The sequence below is a fragment of the Streptomyces sp. URMC 124 genome, assembly GCF_051386455.1.
GTDB lineage: Bacteria > Actinomycetota > Actinomycetes > Streptomycetales > Streptomycetaceae > Streptomyces.
Map to the genome: position 1 here is coordinate 25,834 of NZ_JBPQTS010000018.1, position 15,254 is coordinate 41,087.

At 73.1% G+C, this 15,254-nt stretch carries 13 protein-coding genes; 4 read left to right on the forward strand and 9 right to left on the reverse strand.

Annotated elements, in window-relative coordinates:
- Positions 1-265 precede the first annotated feature (265 nt).
- Positions 266-1,126: an HNH endonuclease family protein gene (locus ACSNOG_RS05930; RefSeq protein ID WP_436751461.1), complete on the forward strand. Its 861-nt coding sequence runs from the start codon at positions 266-268 to the stop codon at positions 1,124-1,126.
- Positions 1,127-1,149: 23 nt separating this feature from the next.
- Here the strand turns inward: ACSNOG_RS05930 and ACSNOG_RS05935 are convergent, their stop codons facing one another.
- The 3 genes from ACSNOG_RS05935 to ACSNOG_RS05945 all read right to left on the reverse strand — a co-directional run bounded on the left by ACSNOG_RS05935 (position 1,150) and on the right by ACSNOG_RS05945 (position 5,753).
- A complete protein-coding gene (locus ACSNOG_RS05935; protein ID WP_436751462.1) occupies positions 1,150-2,346 on the reverse strand; it encodes a MarP family serine protease in 1,197 nt (398 codons plus the stop codon).
- Between the two features lie 479 nt (positions 2,347-2,825).
- Positions 2,826-5,042, reverse strand: a complete 2,217-nt coding sequence (locus ACSNOG_RS05940; protein WP_436751463.1) for an MMPL family transporter — start codon at positions 5,040-5,042, stop codon at positions 2,826-2,828.
- Between the two features lie 111 nt (positions 5,043-5,153).
- Entirely contained in the window at positions 5,154-5,753 is a 600-nt protein-coding gene (locus ACSNOG_RS05945) for a TetR/AcrR family transcriptional regulator (RefSeq protein ID WP_436751464.1), read from the reverse strand.
- Positions 5,754-5,923: 170 nt separating this feature from the next.
- Here ACSNOG_RS05945 and ACSNOG_RS05950 point away from each other — a divergent pair, with 170 nt between their 5' ends.
- Complete coding sequence (locus tag ACSNOG_RS05950) at positions 5,924-9,256, forward strand: S41 family peptidase (RefSeq protein ID WP_436751465.1); 3,333 nt, start codon at positions 5,924-5,926, stop codon at positions 9,254-9,256.
- A gap of 64 nt (positions 9,257-9,320) precedes the next feature.
- On the opposite strand, the gene ACSNOG_RS05955 is transcribed toward ACSNOG_RS05950, so the two are convergent.
- The 4 genes from ACSNOG_RS05955 to ACSNOG_RS05970 form a co-directional block, all read right to left on the reverse strand.
- On the reverse strand, positions 9,321-9,512 hold the full coding sequence (locus ACSNOG_RS05955; protein ID WP_436751466.1) for a hypothetical protein: 192 nt from the start codon (positions 9,510-9,512) through the stop codon (positions 9,321-9,323).
- Between the two features lie 14 nt (positions 9,513-9,526).
- Positions 9,527-9,709, reverse strand: coding sequence for a hypothetical protein (locus ACSNOG_RS05960; protein WP_436751467.1), 183 nt, complete (start codon positions 9,707-9,709; stop codon positions 9,527-9,529).
- Positions 9,710-9,826: 117 nt separating this feature from the next.
- Positions 9,827-10,705: an SDR family oxidoreductase gene (locus tag ACSNOG_RS05965; RefSeq protein ID WP_436751468.1), complete on the reverse strand. Its 879-nt coding sequence runs from the start codon at positions 10,703-10,705 to the stop codon at positions 9,827-9,829.
- Positions 10,702-12,225, reverse strand: coding sequence for a flavin-containing monooxygenase (locus ACSNOG_RS05970; RefSeq protein ID WP_436751469.1), 1,524 nt, complete (start codon positions 12,223-12,225; stop codon positions 10,702-10,704). Before ACSNOG_RS05970 ends, ACSNOG_RS05965 begins: the two co-directional genes overlap by 4 nt.
- 160 nt (positions 12,226-12,385) lie before the next feature.
- On the opposite strand from ACSNOG_RS05970, the gene ACSNOG_RS05975 reads away from it, so the two are divergent.
- Positions 12,386-13,186, forward strand: coding sequence for a MerR family transcriptional regulator (locus tag ACSNOG_RS05975; RefSeq protein ID WP_436751470.1), 801 nt, complete (start codon positions 12,386-12,388; stop codon positions 13,184-13,186).
- A gap of 188 nt (positions 13,187-13,374) precedes the next feature.
- Here ACSNOG_RS05975 and ACSNOG_RS05980 read toward each other — a convergent pair whose 3' ends face one another.
- The gene (locus ACSNOG_RS05980; RefSeq protein WP_436751471.1) at positions 13,375-14,163 is read right to left on the reverse strand and encodes an exodeoxyribonuclease III; all 789 of its coding nucleotides are present in this window, start codon (positions 14,161-14,163) and stop codon (positions 13,375-13,377) included.
- Between the two features lie 35 nt (positions 14,164-14,198).
- Between ACSNOG_RS05980 and ACSNOG_RS05985 the strand changes: the two genes are divergently transcribed.
- Positions 14,199-14,696: a GNAT family N-acetyltransferase gene (locus tag ACSNOG_RS05985; RefSeq protein ID WP_436751472.1), complete on the forward strand. Its 498-nt coding sequence runs from the start codon at positions 14,199-14,201 to the stop codon at positions 14,694-14,696.
- A gap of 28 nt (positions 14,697-14,724) precedes the next feature.
- Here the strand turns inward: ACSNOG_RS05985 and ACSNOG_RS05990 are convergent, their stop codons facing one another.
- Positions 14,725-15,219 (reverse strand): hypothetical protein, encoded by a 495-nt coding sequence (locus ACSNOG_RS05990; protein WP_436751473.1) that lies wholly within the window; start codon positions 15,217-15,219, stop codon positions 14,725-14,727.
- Between the last annotated feature and the right edge of the window lie 35 nt (positions 15,220-15,254).

The window sequence follows — 15,254 nt, forward strand, 5'->3', positions numbered from 1 at the left end:
CCCTGCCGCAGGACCAGTGGTGCGGCACGCTGCAGATGCTGAGGGCGGAGATCGCTGCGTGAGGACCCGTTCAGGCGTGAGGTCACCGTGCAGGCGTGAAGTCCACTGTCCAGACGGGTGAATTAATCAGAACATACGCTCATTTGACTCGTTCTTGGTCAATTCCTCATGTCGGCCACTTCGGCATCCGCCACTTCGGCACCCGCCGCATCGGCACCCGCCACATCGGCATCCGCAGCAGCCCGACGATCCGAGGAGATGCGTCATGCGCCGGTACAGACGCCCGGGAATCGCCTTCACCCTCGCCCTCGCCACCGCCGTCCTTCCGGCGGCGCTCCCCGGGGCCGCGGCCCGGGCCACGCCCCCGCCGCCGGAGCCCGCGGGCCCGCAGGCCGCACAGCAGGCCGGGCGGCACCAGCACCGGGCCCCGATGGACTTCGACGAGAACGACTGCGAGGGGCCCGCCGACGACGAGGGGGACATCTACACGCGGCCGCCCAAGACCGGCCCGTCGACCACGCCGGCGGACCGCCGCGACCGCGCCCGCGCCCTGCCGCTGAAGTGGCCCCGCAACCTGCCGGACCGCAAGACGGCCGTGCGCATGCTGGGCGAGCTGGAGGTCAGGGCGTTCAGCAGCAAGGGCTACCAGCGCAAGCACTTCGGCTCCTCCTGCTGGGTCCCGCACGGCGTCGACCGGTGCACCACCCGGCAGATCGCCCTCAAGTTCCAGTCCGTCGTACCGGCGACGCTGGAGGGCCGGTGCAAGGTCGTCGGCGGGCGGTGGCACAGCGAGTACGACAACCGGGACATGGCCGACCCGGCGCACGTCGACATCGACCACGTGGTGCCGCTGCGGCACGCGTGGGGGTCCGGGGCGCGCTCGTGGACGGCCAAGAAGCGGCAGGAGTTCGCCAACGACCTGGCCGCCTCGCCGCAGCTGATCGCCGTGTCCACCTGGGCCAACCGGCGCAAGGGCGACAAGGGACCGGACCAGTGGATGCCGGTGGCCGGCGCCGAGTGCACCTACAGCCGGGCGTGGATCGGAGTGAAGGACTACTACGGGCTGTCCGTCACCCGGAAGGAGAAGGCCAAGCTGCAGGCCGTGCTCGCCGCCTGCAAGAAGTGACCTCGAGTGCCGGGCGGCGGCCGCTACAGCGCCGCCCGGCTCCCCGTGGTCACCGGCGCCGTCGCCGTGGCCGCGCGCTCGGCGGCCTCCGCGACCTGCGTCGCCGTCAGCACGTAGCCCGTCTCCGCGTCCGCCGTCGAGCGGGCGAAGACGACGCCGTAGACCCGGCCGGAAGGCGTCAGCAGGGGACCGCCGGAGTTGCCCGGGCGGATCGTGGACCGGACGGAGTAGACCGTGCGCGTCGTGACGCCGTCGCCGTAGATGTCCTGGCCCTTGGCCCGGAGCTCGTTCGCGACCGTGGCCGCGCGGATGTCCAGGCCACCGTTCTGCGGGAAGCCGGCGACGACCGCCGTGTCCCCGCGCTTCGCCGACTTGTCGAACGGCAGCACGGGCGCCCTCAGGCCCGGTACGTCCAGGACGGCGACGTCCGTCCTCGGGTCGAAGAGGACGACCTTCGCCCGGTACGCCTTGCCGACGCCGCCGACGCGCACGGTCGGGCTGTTCACCCCCGCCACGACGTGGGCGTTCGTCATCACGTGCTGGGCGGCGTAGACGAAACCGCTGCCCTCCTGGCCGCGGCGGCCCTCGCCCGTCTCCGCGACGCCCTCGACCTTGACCACGCTCTCCTTGGCCGCCCTCGTCACGGCGGGGGTGACGGCGTCGCCGGACGGCTCGGGCACGCTCGTCGCCGGCTCGTTCTCGAAGGGGTTGAAGACCTGCGGGAAGCCCGCGCCGTTCAGGGCGTCCGTCGTGCGGCTGAACCACGTCGGCGCCTGCTCGGGCATCGCCTTCTGGACGGCGCCCAGCAGCGTCGACTCCCGGATCTGCCGGTTGAGCAGCGGCGCGTTCGCCGAGGCCAGCACGCTCGCCGCCACCCAGCCGACCAGCAGCACGGCCAGGGAGTTCACGACGGCGCCGCCGACGCCGTCGATGCCGCGGACCGGGGCCCACGTCAGGCGGCGGCGCAGACCGTAGGCGAGGCGGGCCGCCAGGGCGTGGCCGATCGCCGCCGGGACCAGGACCACCAGGACGGCGACGACCGCGGCGGTCGCCGTCCCCGCCTCGAAGGGCTCCAGGGCGAACGGCAGCGCCCACACGCCGATGACGGCCCCGCCGAGGAAGCCGGCGAGCAGCACGACGCTCGCGACCAGGCCGCGGCGGAAGCCGGAGACGGCGTAGCCGAGGACGACGAGCAACAGCAACACATCGAGCAGGTTCACCGTGGAGCCCTTTCCTTCGCGCGCGCCCCCGAACGCACCCGCGGGTCGGCGACCCGTGGACTGGGGAAAACGCCGCCCCGGTCGTCCCCGGTTCCCAATCCGGTCGAATTCATGGCGTACGCCACGTTGTGATGGGGCGCGGGGCGTACGACCACGGTGCGCTCGGCACCGCCGGGCTCGTCGGCGATGGCCGAGCGCCGTCGCGGCGGGGACTTTTCCCCTGACCCGCCCCTTCCCGGAACCGGGGCGCTGCCCCGGACCCCTCGGGGGGCCGGGTGCTCCCCGGGAAACGGCGAAAGGTGGGACCGGGGCCTTTTCTCCCGCCGCGACGGCGCTCGGCCGAGGCTGCGCGGGCCGGCGGTGCCGGACCCACCCCCGCGGGGACCTCCGCTGCCGCCGGAAACGGCCGCGGCCCGGCCGCGCCTCGCTCACCCGCGTGGGTGAGGGGCGCCGCCGGGCCGCGGCCGTGAACGAAGGGGTCAGGCCTTGACCAGCTCCCGGTCCTCGTCCGCCTCCGGCGCCTTCGGCGCGCCCGGCTCGGCCAGACGCTTCTGAAGGCCCTCGCCCTCGACGTCCACGTTGGGGAGGATCTTCGCGAGCCACCCCGGCAGCCACCAGGCGGACTTGCCGAGCAGCGCGAGGACGGCCGGCACGATCGCCATGCGGACCACGAACGCGTCGAAGAAGACGGCGATGGCCAGGCCGAAGCCGATCATCTTGATCATCTGCTCGGACGAGCCGATGAAGCCGGCGAAGACGCTGATCATGATGATGGCCGCGGCCGTCACCACGCGCGCGCCGTACTTGAAGCCGGTCACGACGGCCTGCCCCGGGCGCTCGCCGTGGACGAACGCCTCCCGCATGCGGGTCACGAGGAAGACCTCGTAGTCCATGGCGAGGCCGAAGACGACGCCCACCATGAAGATCGGCATCATGCTCATGATCGGGCCGGTCTCCTCGACCCCGAAGAGGCCGCCCAGCCAGCCCCACTGGAAGACCGCGACGACGGCGCCCAGCGCGGCGACCACCGACAGCAGGAAGCCGAGCGCGGCCTTCAGCGGCACGAGCACCGAGCGGAAGACGATCATCAGCAGCAGGAAGGCCAGGCCCACGACCAGCGCCAGGTAGGGCAGCAGGGCGTCGTTGAGCTTCTGCGAGACGTCGATGTTCATGGCCGTGGAGCCGGTGACGAGCACCTCGGCGCCGGTGTCGGCCTTGAGGGAGTCGCCCTTGTCGCGGATCGCGTGGACGAGGTCCTCGGTGTCCGTGCTGGTGGGCTTGGACTTGGGCACGACGGTGAGCATGGCCGTGTCACCGGCCGGGTTGAAGTGCGCCGGGGTCACCGTGGCGACGTTGTCCAGGCCCTTGAGGGTGTCGCCGACCTTCTGGACGGCGCCCTTGCGGTCCTTGGCGTCCGCGACGTCCGTGATGACCATGAGCGGGCCGTTGAAGCCCGGGCCGAAGCCCTCCGACAGCAGGTCGTACGCCTTGCGCTGCGTGCTGTTCTTGGAGGCCGCGCCGTCGTCGGGCAGGCCCAGCTCCAGGGAGGCCGCCGGGACGGCGATGGCGCCGAGGCCGAGCACGCCGGCCACGAGGACGAGCACCGGCTTGCGCAGGACGAAGCGGGCCCAGCGGGTGCCCATGTTGGGCTTGTCGGCGGCGACGGCGTCCGGCCCGGCCTTGCGGACCTTGCGGGCGAGCACCTGCTTGCCGGCGAAGCCGAGCAGCGCGGGGATGAGCGAGAGCGCGATGAGCACCGCGATGGTGACCGTGCCGGCCGCGGCCATGCCCATCTTCGTCAGCATGGGGATGTTGACGACCATGAGGCCGGCCAGCGCGATCACGACGGTCAGGCCCGCGAAGACCACCGCGGACCCGGCCGTGCCGACCGCCCGGCCCGCCGCTTCCTCGCGCTCGCGGCCCTCGGCCAGCTCCGCGCGGTAGCGGGAGACGATGAACAGCGCGTAGTCGATGCCGACCGCGAGGCCGATCATCATCGCGAGGGTGGAGGTGTTGGTGGAGAGGTCCAGCAGCGGCGCGAGCGCGGCGATCGACGAGACGCCGATGCCGACGCCGATGATGGCCGTCAGGAGCGGCAGCCCCGCGGCGACCAGCGAACCGAAGGTGATCAGCAGGACGACCGCGGAGACGGCGATGCCGATGGCCTCGGAGCCGCCCTCGGGCATCTCCTGCAGCACGCTGCCGCCGACCTCGACGGTCAGCCCGGCGTCGCGCCCGTGCTGGGCGGCGTCCTTCAGCTCCTTGCGCGAGTCCTCGGTGAGGTCGGTGGACTTCACCTTGTACGCGGCGGAGGCGTAGCCGGTGGTGCCCGCCGGGTTGACGGTCTGACCGGCGAACGGGTCGGCGGCCTGGGCGACCTGCGGGCTGTGCCTGAGCTCGCCGATGACCTTCTCGACCGCCGCCTTGTTCTTGGCGTCGGTGAGCTTCTGGCCGTCGGGGGCCTTGAAGACGATGCGGGCGGAGGCGTTCTGCTCGTTGTTGCCCGGGAAGCGCTTCTCCAGCAGGTCGAAGGCGCGCTGGGCCTCGGTGCCGGGGATGGAGAAGTCGTTGTTGGTGGACTTGGACGCGGTGGCGGCGCCGAAACCGGCGAGGACCAGCAGCGCCACCCATATGAGGGCGAAGTACCAGCGCCGCCGGAAGGCGAGCCGGCCGAGTCTGTAGAGGAACGTGGCCACGAGGAGTGGTGCTCCCGTCGGATCAGTGGGCTAACAGGGCATGGGGAAGCAGCCCGGCGACGAGAGCGGCACGTCAGGTGGGCCGTGTGGGGGAGGGTGAGCTGTGGGGGGTCAGACGCCGAGGGCGGGGAGGACCACGGCGTCGATGTAACGGGACAGGTAGGCGGCGTCCGCGAACTTGTCCTCGATCAGGGAGCGGGCGATGAACGCGCCCAGCATCATGTGCGTGACGAAGTCGAGCGCGGGGTTGTCCGCGGCCACCTCGCCCCGGTCGACCGCGCGCTGCAGCATGGCGCGGAGCCCTTCGTGCTCCGGCAGGATCAGCAGCTCGCGCAGGGCTTGATGCAGGTCGCGGTTGGTGTGGATCGCGTGCCCCAGGCCGCGCATAAGGGCGGCGTCCTGCGCCATCCGGTCATCGTCCACCTCGCACGCCATCTTGCGGAGGTCACCGCGCAGGGAGCCGGTGTCGATGTCCGCCAGCTTGACCGGCTTCTGGTGCCGCAGCGCGCTCGCGACCAGCTCGGGCTTGCCCTTCCACTGGCGGTAGAGGGTGGCCTTGCTGGCGTGCGTGCGGGCGGCGACGCCGTCCATGGTCAGGCCGTCGTACCCGACCTCGCGCAGGATCTGGAGGACCGCCTCGTAGAGCTCGGCCTCGCGCTCGGGGGTGAGCCGGGTGCGGCGCGCCGCGGGCTCGGTCGGTTCCGTGGTCACGTCCACCTCCAGGACCCTCCCGTACGAAACGGTTTCGTACACCTATGACGATACGACGGCGCCGCATCGAAACGGTGCCGTTTCGCACGTGTTCTCCGTCACGGCCCGTGACCGCCACGGCCCCCGCCGACCGAGTTGCCGCGGCACCCGGGGGCCGAAACGATGGTGGAGTGAGTGATTCTTACCTGAGATTTCCTCATCTCCACGGCAACCTCCTCTGCTTCACGGCCGAGGACGACCTGTGGCTGGCCCCCCTGGAGGCCGCGGCCGGAGCCCCGGCCCCGCCCGGCCGGGCCTGGCGGCTGACCGTCGACCGCACCCGCGTCGGCCACCCCCGCTTCTCCCCCGACGGCCGCCACATCGCCTACACGAACTGGCGCAGCCTCGACCCCGAGATCCACCTCGCCCCCGTCGACGGCGGCCCCGCCCGCCGCCTGACCTACTGGGGCAGCAGCGACGCCCGCGTGTGCGGCTGGGCCCCCTCGGACCGCAACGGCGGCCACGACGTCCTCGCCGTCTCCTCGCACGGCCAGCCCTTCTCGTACTTCTCGTGGGCCTACCGGGTGCCGGCCGAGGGCGGCCCGGGCCTGCGGCTGCCCTGGGGCCCGGTGTCCGACATCGCGATCGGCGAGGTGGAGGGCGAGCACCGCACGCTGCTGCTGACCGGCAAGCCGCCGCACGAGCCCGCCGCCTGGAAGCGCTACCGCGGCGGCGCCATGGGCCGGATGTGGCTGCACGGCACCCGGCTGGTGCCGGACATCGGCGGCCACCTCGACTCGGTGATGTTCGCCGGCGGCCGCATCGCCTTCCTCTCCGACCACGAGGGCGTCGGCAACCTCTACTCCTGCCTGCCCGACGGCTCGGACCTGCGCCGCCACACCGACCACGACGACTTCTACGCCCGGCACGCCTCGACCGACGGCGAGCGCGTGGTCTACCAGTGCGCGGGCGAGCTGTGGCTCGTGGACGACCTCGGCCCGGGCGGCAGGGCGCGCCGCCTGGAGGTCACGCTGGGCGGGCCGCGCGCCGGGCGCCGCCCGTACCAGGTGCAGGCCGCCTCCAACGTCGACGGCGTCACGGTGGACACGACGGGCCGCGCGAGCGCCGTCCAGGTGCGCGGCAGCCTCTACTGGCTCACCCACCGCGACGGCCCCGCCCGCACCATCGCCGACACCCCGGGCGTACGGGTGCGGCTGCCGGAGATGCTGGGCGCCTCGGGGCGGGTGGCCTACGTGACGGACGCGGAGGGCGAGGACGCGATCGAGATCGCCCAGCTGCCGCGCGCCGCCGGGCCCGCCGAGCCGCGCCGCATCGGCGCGGGCCGGATCGGGCGGGTGCACGAGACGCTGGCCTCCCCCGACGGCGAGCGGCTGGCGCTGGCCACGCACGACGGCCGGCTGCTGCTCGTGGACACCGCGGCCGACGGCGAAGGGTCCGGACCGGCCGAGGGCGAAGGGACCGGACCGGCCGGGGGCGCCGGGCCGGGCGACGGCGCGGACGGGGTCAGCGAGCTGATCCGGTCGGACAACGGCCCCGTGCGCGACCTCGCCTTCTCCCCCGACTCGGAGTGGCTGACCTGGTCCCACCCCGGTATCGGCCGCTCCCTGCGCCAGATCAAGATCGCACGGCTCAAGGACCGCACGGTCGTGGACGTCACCAACGGCCGCTTCGAGGACGAGCAGCCGGTCTTCACCCGCGACGGCCGCTACCTCGCCTTCCTGTCGTGGCGCGGCTTCGACCCGGTCTACGACGTGCACACCGGCGACCTGTCCTTCCCCCTGGGCTGCCGCCCCTACCTCGTGCCGCTGTCCTCGGCGACGCCCTCGCCGTTCGCGCTGACGGCCGAGGGCCGGCCCGCGGGCGGCGGGCTCGACCAGGACGACACCGGGCCCGGCGGGCCGACGCTGGTGGAGGTGGAGGGGCTGGAGAGCCGGGTGACGCCGTTCCCGGTGGCCGCCTCGAAGTACTCGGCGCTGCGTCCGGTCAGCGGTGGGGGCCTGGTGTGGCTGCGCTGGCCGATCTCCGGCGCGCTCGGCGAGACCTTCGCCAACCCCGCCGACACCTCCGGCCGCCCCACCCTCGAACACTTCGACCTGGCCAAGGCCAAGCGCACCGAACTCTCCGGCTCCCTCGACTGGTTCGCGGTCAGCGGCGACGGCTCCCGGCTGGTCATCAATGACGAGGGCGACCTGCGGGCCGTCCCCGCCACGGACACCCCCGACCCCGAGTCGACGGTCTTCATCGACATGCGGCGCATCCTGCACGACGTGGACCCGGGCGCCGAGTGGCGGCAGGCGTACGAGGAGGCGGGCCGGATCGTCCGCGCGTACTTCTGGGAGCCGGGGATGTGCGGCATCGACTGGGACGCGGTGCTCGACCAGTACCGCCCCCTGGTCGACCGGGTCGCCTCCCCCGACGACTTCGCCGACCTGCTGCGCGAGGTCCTCGGTGAGCTGGGCACCTCGCACGCCTACGTCGTCCCGGCCCGCCGCAACGAGGGCCCGCCGCACTACCAGCGCGCCATCGGCCTGCTCGGCGCCAACTTCACGCACCAGAAGGACGGTTCGTGGACGGTCCGGCGGATCCTGCCCGGTGATTCCTCCGACTCCAAGGCCCGCTCCCCGCTGGCCGGTTCGGGCATCCGGGAGGGCGCGGCGCTCACGCACGTCGACGGCCGCCCGGTCGACCCGGTCGCCGGCCCGTACCCGCTGCTCGCCGCCGCGGGCGGCACCACCGTGGAGCTCACCTTCCGGCCCGCCGAGGGCGAGGGCCACGCGCGCCGCGTCGCCGTCGTCCCGCTGATCGACGAGCGCCCGCTGCGCTACCAGGACTGGGTGGCCAAGCGCCGCGCCGTCGTCCGCGAGCTGAGCGGCGGCAAGTGCGGCTACCTGCACATCCCCGACATGGGCGGCTCGGGCTGGGCGCAGTTCAACCGCGACCTGCGCATGGAGATGTCGCGCCCGGCCCTGATCGTGGACGTCCGCGGCAACGCGGGCGGCAACATCAGCGAGCTCGTCGTGGAGAAGCTGACCCGCACCATCATCGGCTGGGACCTCACGCGCGACGCGCAGCCCGTGTCGTACGCGAGCAACGCCCCGCGCGGCCCGGTCGTCGCCATCGCCGACGAGATGACCTCTTCCGACGGCGACATGATCACCGCGGCGTTCAAGCTGCAGGGCATCGGTCCGGTGGTGGGCCTGCGCACCTGGGGCGGCGTGGTCGGGATGACCGGCCGGCACCGGCTCGGGGACGGCACGTCCATCACGGTGCCGATGAACGCGGCGTGGTTCGACGCGTACGGCTGGACGGTCGAGAACCGCGGCGTCGACCCCGACGTCGAGATCGACCGCACCCCGCTCGACTGGGCCGAGGGCCGCCACCGGCAGCTGGACGACGCGGTGCAGATCGCGCTCGACCTGCTGGAGCGGCACGGCGCGGCGCAGCCGCCGGACTACTCGAAGGTGCCGGACCTGCGACGGCCGAAGCTGCCGCCGCGGAGCTGACGATGTAAGGGGCGCCCCTCCAGGAGGGGCGCCCCTTACGCGGATCCACCTGCTGAACCCGCCGTCAGATCTCGAAGTTCTCGTCGAACGTGTCGCGACGGTCCCACTCCTCCTGCTCCTTGCGGATCATTTCCTGGCGGGCCTTCTCGCTCGCGTTCTCCTGAGCCTTCTTGCCGGACCTGCCCGTCCCGCCGGCGCGGTCGGCCAGTTCCTTCTGCTGCTCGGCCTTGCTCTTGGCCTTGTCTCCCTTGGCCATGAGGTCCAGCTCCCTCAGGTGCGGTCGTCCAGCTCGTCGCGCAGATCGTCGAAGGACTGCTGACGGCCCTCCTCCTCGCGGCGCTGCTTGAGCCGGTCCTGCGCGTCCTGGCCCTTCTGCTGCGCCTGCTCCTTGGCCTGCTCCATCTTCTGCTTGGCCTGCTGGGCCTTGCCCTGCATCTCGTCCTTGATGCCCATGGCTGCACTCACTCCTCATTGAGGGGAATTCGGGGCGTTTTACCCTGAAACAGCCTGACATGCACCATCTTAGTCCGCATATCGTATGACTACGCAGTGCTACGCCCCGCTGCGGCCCTACGTCCCCGCGCGCTCCTTCTCGTCCGCCGCCCCTCCGGCACCCACCAGCCCCTCGCGCATCGCGCCGATCCGCGGCTCGAACCGCCGCATCTCGCGCTGCGCCCCGAGCGCGAGCACCCCGGGCAGCCAGCCGCGGGCGCCCTGCAGCAGCCGCAGCCACCCCTGCCCGTAGACGTGCGCCGAGCGCCGCTCGATGCCGTCGACCAGGCGGTCGGCGGCCGGGCCGAGCGGGTAGGTGCGGTTCGCGGGCCACGGCAGGCGCTGCCGCATCTCGCGCATCACCTCGTACGCGTCGGCGCCGCGCACCATGTCCGTGTCGGTCCAGCTCAGATAGGCGACGCCGACCCGTACGCCCTTGTGGGCGACCTCGGCGCGCAGGCAGTGCGCGTACGCCTCGACGCCCGCCTTCGACGCGCAGTAGGCGCTCATCAGCGGCGCCGGGGTCATCGCCGCGAGGGAGGCCACCTGCAGCAGGTAGCCGCGGCTCTCCGCCAGCACGGGCAGGAAGGCGCGGCCGGTGACGGCGCTGCCCACGAGGTTGACGTCGACGACGCGGCGCCAGGTCGCGGGGTCGGAGCCGGCGAAGGGGCCGCCCGCGGCGACGCCGGCGTTGGCGACGACGATGTCGACCTTGCCGAAGCGGGCCTTGACCTCGCGGGCCACCTGCTCCATGGCCTCGTGGTCGGTGACGTCGGCGTGCCAGTGGGCGGCGTCCTCGTGCAGGGAGGCCGCGACGCGCCGCAGCCCGTCCGGCTCCAGGCCCACCAGGGCGACGCACGCGCCGCGCGCGGACAGCTTGCGGGCCAGCTGCTCGCCCACGCCGCGGGCGGCCCCGGTGACGACGGCGACCTGCCCCTCCAGGCTCACGCGGCTCATCGGGCGGCCTCCGCGGCGGCCGCGGGCGCGGCCCTGCGCGGGGCGCGCGGCGGCCGCAGCACCTGGTACTCGGCGAGGTTCACCTCGCGGGTGGCCCTGCGGAACTCCGCGGTGGTGCCGGGCCACACCGTGGTGTTGCGGCCGTTCGCGTCCAGGTACCAGCTGCGGCAGCCCGTGTTCCAGACCGTGCGCTCCATGCGGCGCTGGACGTGCCGGTTCCAGGCGTTCACCGCGGAGGGGCGGGCGTCGAGCGCCGCCTTGCCGCCCAGGGTGTCCAGCTGCCGCATGAAGTCGGCCAGGTAGTTCAGCTGGGACTCGATGATGAGGATCATCGAGCTGTTCCCCAGCGCGGTGTTGGGCCCGATGATCGTCAGGAAGTTGGGGAAGCCCGCGGCGCTGGCGCCGCGCAGGGCCGCCATGCCGCCCTTCCACGCCTCGGCGAGCGTCCGGCCGCCGGTGCCGGTGACGCGGTGGGCGATCGGCAGGTCCGTGACGTTGAAGCCCGTGCCGAAGACGACGGCGTCGGCCTCGGCCTCCGTGCCGTCGGCGGCGACCAGCGTCGAGCCCCGCACCTCGGCCAGCTCCGAGGCCACCAGGTCCACGTTGGGACGGGCGAGCGCCGGGTAGTAGTCGCTGGAGAGCAGGATGCGCTTGCAGCCCAGGCGGTAGTGGGGGGTCAGACGGGCCCGCATGCCCGGGTCCTTGACGGACTTGCGCATGTGGGACAGAGCCAGCTTCTCGACCGCGCGCATCCGCTCCGGGTGCCGGGTGAAGTTGCTGACCTGCAGCTCCCGCAGGCCCCACAGGACGCCGCGGCGCAGCGCCGCCGTCGCGGGCAGCCGGGTGTGCAGCCAGCGCTCGGCGGCGGAGACGGAGCGGTCGAAGCGGGGCAGCACCCACGGCGGGGTGCGCTGGAAGAGGGTCAGGCGGCCCACCTGCGGCTGGATGCCCGGCACGATCTGGATCGCGGAGGCGCCGGTGCCGATCACCGCGACGCGCTTGCCGCGCAGGTCGTAGTCGTGGTCCCAGCGGGCGGAGTGGAAGACCCGGCCGGGGAAGGAGTCCAGGCCGGGCACCTGCGGCACGCGCGGGTCGGCGAGCGGGCCGGCGGCGGAGACCACGACGTCGGCGGTGTAGTCGCCGCCCGCCGTGGCGACCTCCCAGTGCAGCTGCTCCTCGTCCCAGCGCAGCTGCCGCACCTCGGAGTTGAAGCGCAGGTGCGGCCGCAGCCCGAAGGTGTCGGTGACACGCTCCAGGTAGGCGCGGATGTGGGGCTGCCCGGAGAAGCTGCGCGGCCAGTCGGGGTTGGGGGCGAAGGAGAAGGAGTAGAGGTGCGACGGCACGTCGCAGGCGCATCCGGGATAGGTGTTGTCCCGCCAGGTGCCGCCGACGGAATCCGCCCGCTCCAGGACCACGAAGTCGGTGATCCCCTCGCGCCGCAGCCGGACGGCCGCCCCCAGTCCGCCGAAGCCGGACCCGATCACCGCCACCCGTACGTGCTGACGCTCGTGCTCGGCCATGCCGCCGCCTCCCGGATTCGACACAACTGTGCCAGCAATCACTGGCACGATGGGGAGCGTAGGGCAGTGCCTCACGAAGCGATAGGGGTACAGGGAAAGGAAGTTACCGGCGGTCGCACGTACGCTTACGCTTCGCGGTGGCCACGGACGAGGGGGCGCGATGGGCGACGAACGGGGCCGGCACGAGCCCCCCACCACACAGCCGCCCGAAGCCGCCGCACGGCAGTACCGCACGGCCGAGCTGGCCGAGGCGGCCGGCATCACCGTGCGCACCCTGCGCTTCTACCGCGAGCGCAAGCTGCTCCCGCCGCCGCGCCGCGAGGGCCGCATCGCCTGGTACGGCCACCAGCACCTGGCCCGGCTGCGTACGATCGGCGCGCTCCTGGAGCGCGGCCACACCCTCGGCGGGATAGCCGAGCTGCTGAGCGCCTTCGAGTGCGGGCGGGACGTGGGAGAACTGCTGGGGATGGCGGGAGCCGCCGTCACCGTCCCGTGGACGGAGGAGGCGGCCGTCCGCCTCACCCCGGAGGAGCTGGCCGACCGCTTCGCCGGCGAGGTCACCCCGGAGAACCTGGCCACCTCGCTCGACCTCGGCTACCTGGGCGTCGACGGCGAGGAGATCGTCCACGTCAGCCGGCGGCTCCTGGACGCCTCGACCGACCTGGTGCGGCACGGCATCCCGCTGGCCGCGGTGCTCGCCGCGGGCCGCGAGGTGCGGGCCCACGCGGACGCCCTGGCCGCGACCTTCACCGGCCTCCTGCGCGACCACGTGCTGACCGGCCTGCCGCCGGGCGAGGACGGGGCCGCCGCCGAGACCCTGGGCCGGCTGCGCGCGCTGGCAAGGACGGTGGTGGACGCCGAGCTCGCGATGGCCGTGGACCGGCGCGTGCGCACCGAGCTCGATAACTGGCTCGGTGCGCACGGCGCCGCCGGCGAACCGGGACCCGCCAGACCCGGCTGACGGCGGCGAGGACGTACGGGCGCGCCATGCCGCGACCACACCCGCACGCCGGCCGGTCGGACCAACGGTGCTCGTGCAGAAGAGAATTGAAGCAGCCCGGCCCGCCCCGGAGGGCGGGAAGCCAAGGTCTGCTCACGCAAACGGCGTGATTGCGCCGAAAGCAGTGCGGGCCGGCCCGGGCGGGCTGCTCAGCCGAAGACGCCGGTCACCGGCGCGTGGTCCGACCAGCGCAGGTCGTGCGAGGCCGCCCGCTCCACGGTCGCCTTCAGCGCCCGCTCCGCCAGCCCCGGCGTCGCGACGAGGTAGTCGATGCGCCAGCCCGAGTCGTTGTCGAAGGCGCGGCCGCGGTAGGACCACCACGAGTACGGGCCGTCGACGTCCGGGTGGAGGGCGCGGACCACGTCCGTGTACTCCTCGAAGACCTTGGTCAGCCAGGCCCGCTCCTCGGGCAGGAAGCCCGCGCTCTTGCGGTTGGCCTTCCAGTTCTTCAGGTCGGCCTCGGTGTGGGCGATGTTCCAGTCGCCGCAGACCAGGACCTCGCGGCCGTCCGCCGCCGCGCGGGCCTTCAGGCCCACCAGGTACGGCAGGAACTCCGCCATGAAGCGTTCCTTCTCGTCCTGCCGCTCCGTGCCGACCTCACCCGAGGGCAGGTAGAGGCTCGCGACCGTCACGCCCGGGAAGTCCGCCTCCACGTAGCGGCCGCTGCCGTCGAACTCGGCCGAGCCGAAGCCGGTGCGCACCGCGTCCGGCTCCCGCCGCGAGTAGATCGAGACGCCGGCCCGGCCCTTGGCCGCCGCCGGCGCGTGGACCGTGTGCCAGCCCTCGGGCTCACGGACCTCGTCGGGCAGCTGGTGCGGCTCCGCGCGGACCTCCTGCAGGCAGACCACGTCCGCCCCGGTCTGCGCCAGCCACTCCACGAAGCCCTTCTTGGCGGCCGCGCGCAGCCCATTCACATTTACGCTCGTAACGGTCAGCATTCCGGCACGATACCGACTTCCGTACGATGCCTTGAATGCAGATCTTGCCGGTCGCGTACGACCACCCCGACGCCGTGAAGCTCCAGGACCGGGTGCAACTGGAGTACGCGCAGCGGTACGGAGACGGTGATCTCACCCCGCTGGAGCCGGCGCAGTTCGCACCGCCGCGTGGCCTATATCTCATCGCCTACGAGCCGGACGGCACGCCGGTGGCCACCGGCGGCTGGCGCGGCCACGAGGCGAACGACGAGGGGTACGCGGACGGCGACGCCGAGCTGAAGCGGATGTACGTGGTGCCGGAGGCGCGCGGGCGCGGCCTCGCGCGGCGGATCCTCGCGGCGCTGGAGGACAGCGCACGGGAGGCGGGCCGCATACGCATGGTCCTGGAGACCGGCGACAAGCAGCCCGAGGCGATATCCCTGTACGTGTCGAGCGGGTACGCGGCGGTGCCGGAGGCGGAGAAGTTCGGCCTGTACCGGGGCTACGCGAGCAGCCGCTGCTTCACGAAGCCGCTGGTGCCGGCGGCCCGCTGACCACGGCCCCCACGGCCCGGCCCGCGCCTCACTTCTCCGCGATCGCCGCCTCCACCTCGTGGCGGATGTCCTCCGTCCGGTAGCGCGTCGCCTCCCCGTAGGGGGCGAGGATCGCATCGGCCTCCTCCGGCCCGTCCTCGGCGATCTCGGCGACCAGGACCGTACTGCCCGGCGGGACCTCCGCCGCGAGCATCTCCAGGGCCGCGTTCGCACCCGTCGCCTCGCGCGCGTCGCGCACGCCCCCGATCAGCCCGCCCGCACCGAAGCCGATCATGACGCCGAGCGGGCCGCCGAGGATGCCCAGCAGACCGCCGATCAGGCCGCCGACGGCGAAGGCGCGGGCCGTGCCGGAGTTGTCGACGGCATCGGGGAAGTCGAGGGTGCCGTCGTCCGCGCGGGCGATCACCACGCCCTCGCGGAGGACGAACCGGCGGGCGGTGTGCCCTTCGCGGAGGCCGTCCAGCGCCTTGTGGCCCTTCTCGGCGGAGGCGACGGGCAAGAAGAGGACGTTGTCTTCCTTCATGGCTTCCACTGTTGGGGCAGTCGGCCCCGCCCGCA

What these genes read in the sequence shown, in the direction of transcription:
- ACSNOG_RS05930 (WP_436751461.1), top strand. Translation starts at nt 266, where the DNA reads ATGCGCCGGTACAGACGCCCGGGAATCGCCTTCACCCTCGCCCTCGCC.
- ACSNOG_RS05955 (WP_436751466.1), bottom strand. Translation starts at nt 9,512, where the DNA reads ATGGCCAAGGGAGACAAGGCCAAGAGCAAGGCCGAGCAGCAGAAGGAA.
- ACSNOG_RS05960 (WP_436751467.1), bottom strand. Translation starts at nt 9,709, where the DNA reads ATGGGCATCAAGGACGAGATGCAGGGCAAGGCCCAGCAGGCCAAGCAG.
- ACSNOG_RS05965 (WP_436751468.1), bottom strand. Translation starts at nt 10,705, where the DNA reads ATGAGCCGCGTGAGCCTGGAGGGGCAGGTCGCCGTCGTCACCGGGGCC.
- ACSNOG_RS05970 (WP_436751469.1), bottom strand. Translation starts at nt 12,225, where the DNA reads ATGGCCGAGCACGAGCGTCAGCACGTACGGGTGGCGGTGATCGGGTCC.
- ACSNOG_RS05975 (WP_436751470.1), top strand. Translation starts at nt 12,386, where the DNA reads ATGGGCGACGAACGGGGCCGGCACGAGCCCCCCACCACACAGCCGCCC.
- ACSNOG_RS05980 (WP_436751471.1), bottom strand. Translation starts at nt 14,163, where the DNA reads ATGCTGACCGTTACGAGCGTAAATGTGAATGGGCTGCGCGCGGCCGCC.
- ACSNOG_RS05985 (WP_436751472.1), top strand. Translation starts at nt 14,199, where the DNA reads ATGCAGATCTTGCCGGTCGCGTACGACCACCCCGACGCCGTGAAGCTC.
- ACSNOG_RS05990 (WP_436751473.1), bottom strand. Translation starts at nt 15,219, where the DNA reads ATGAAGGAAGACAACGTCCTCTTCTTGCCCGTCGCCTCCGCCGAGAAG.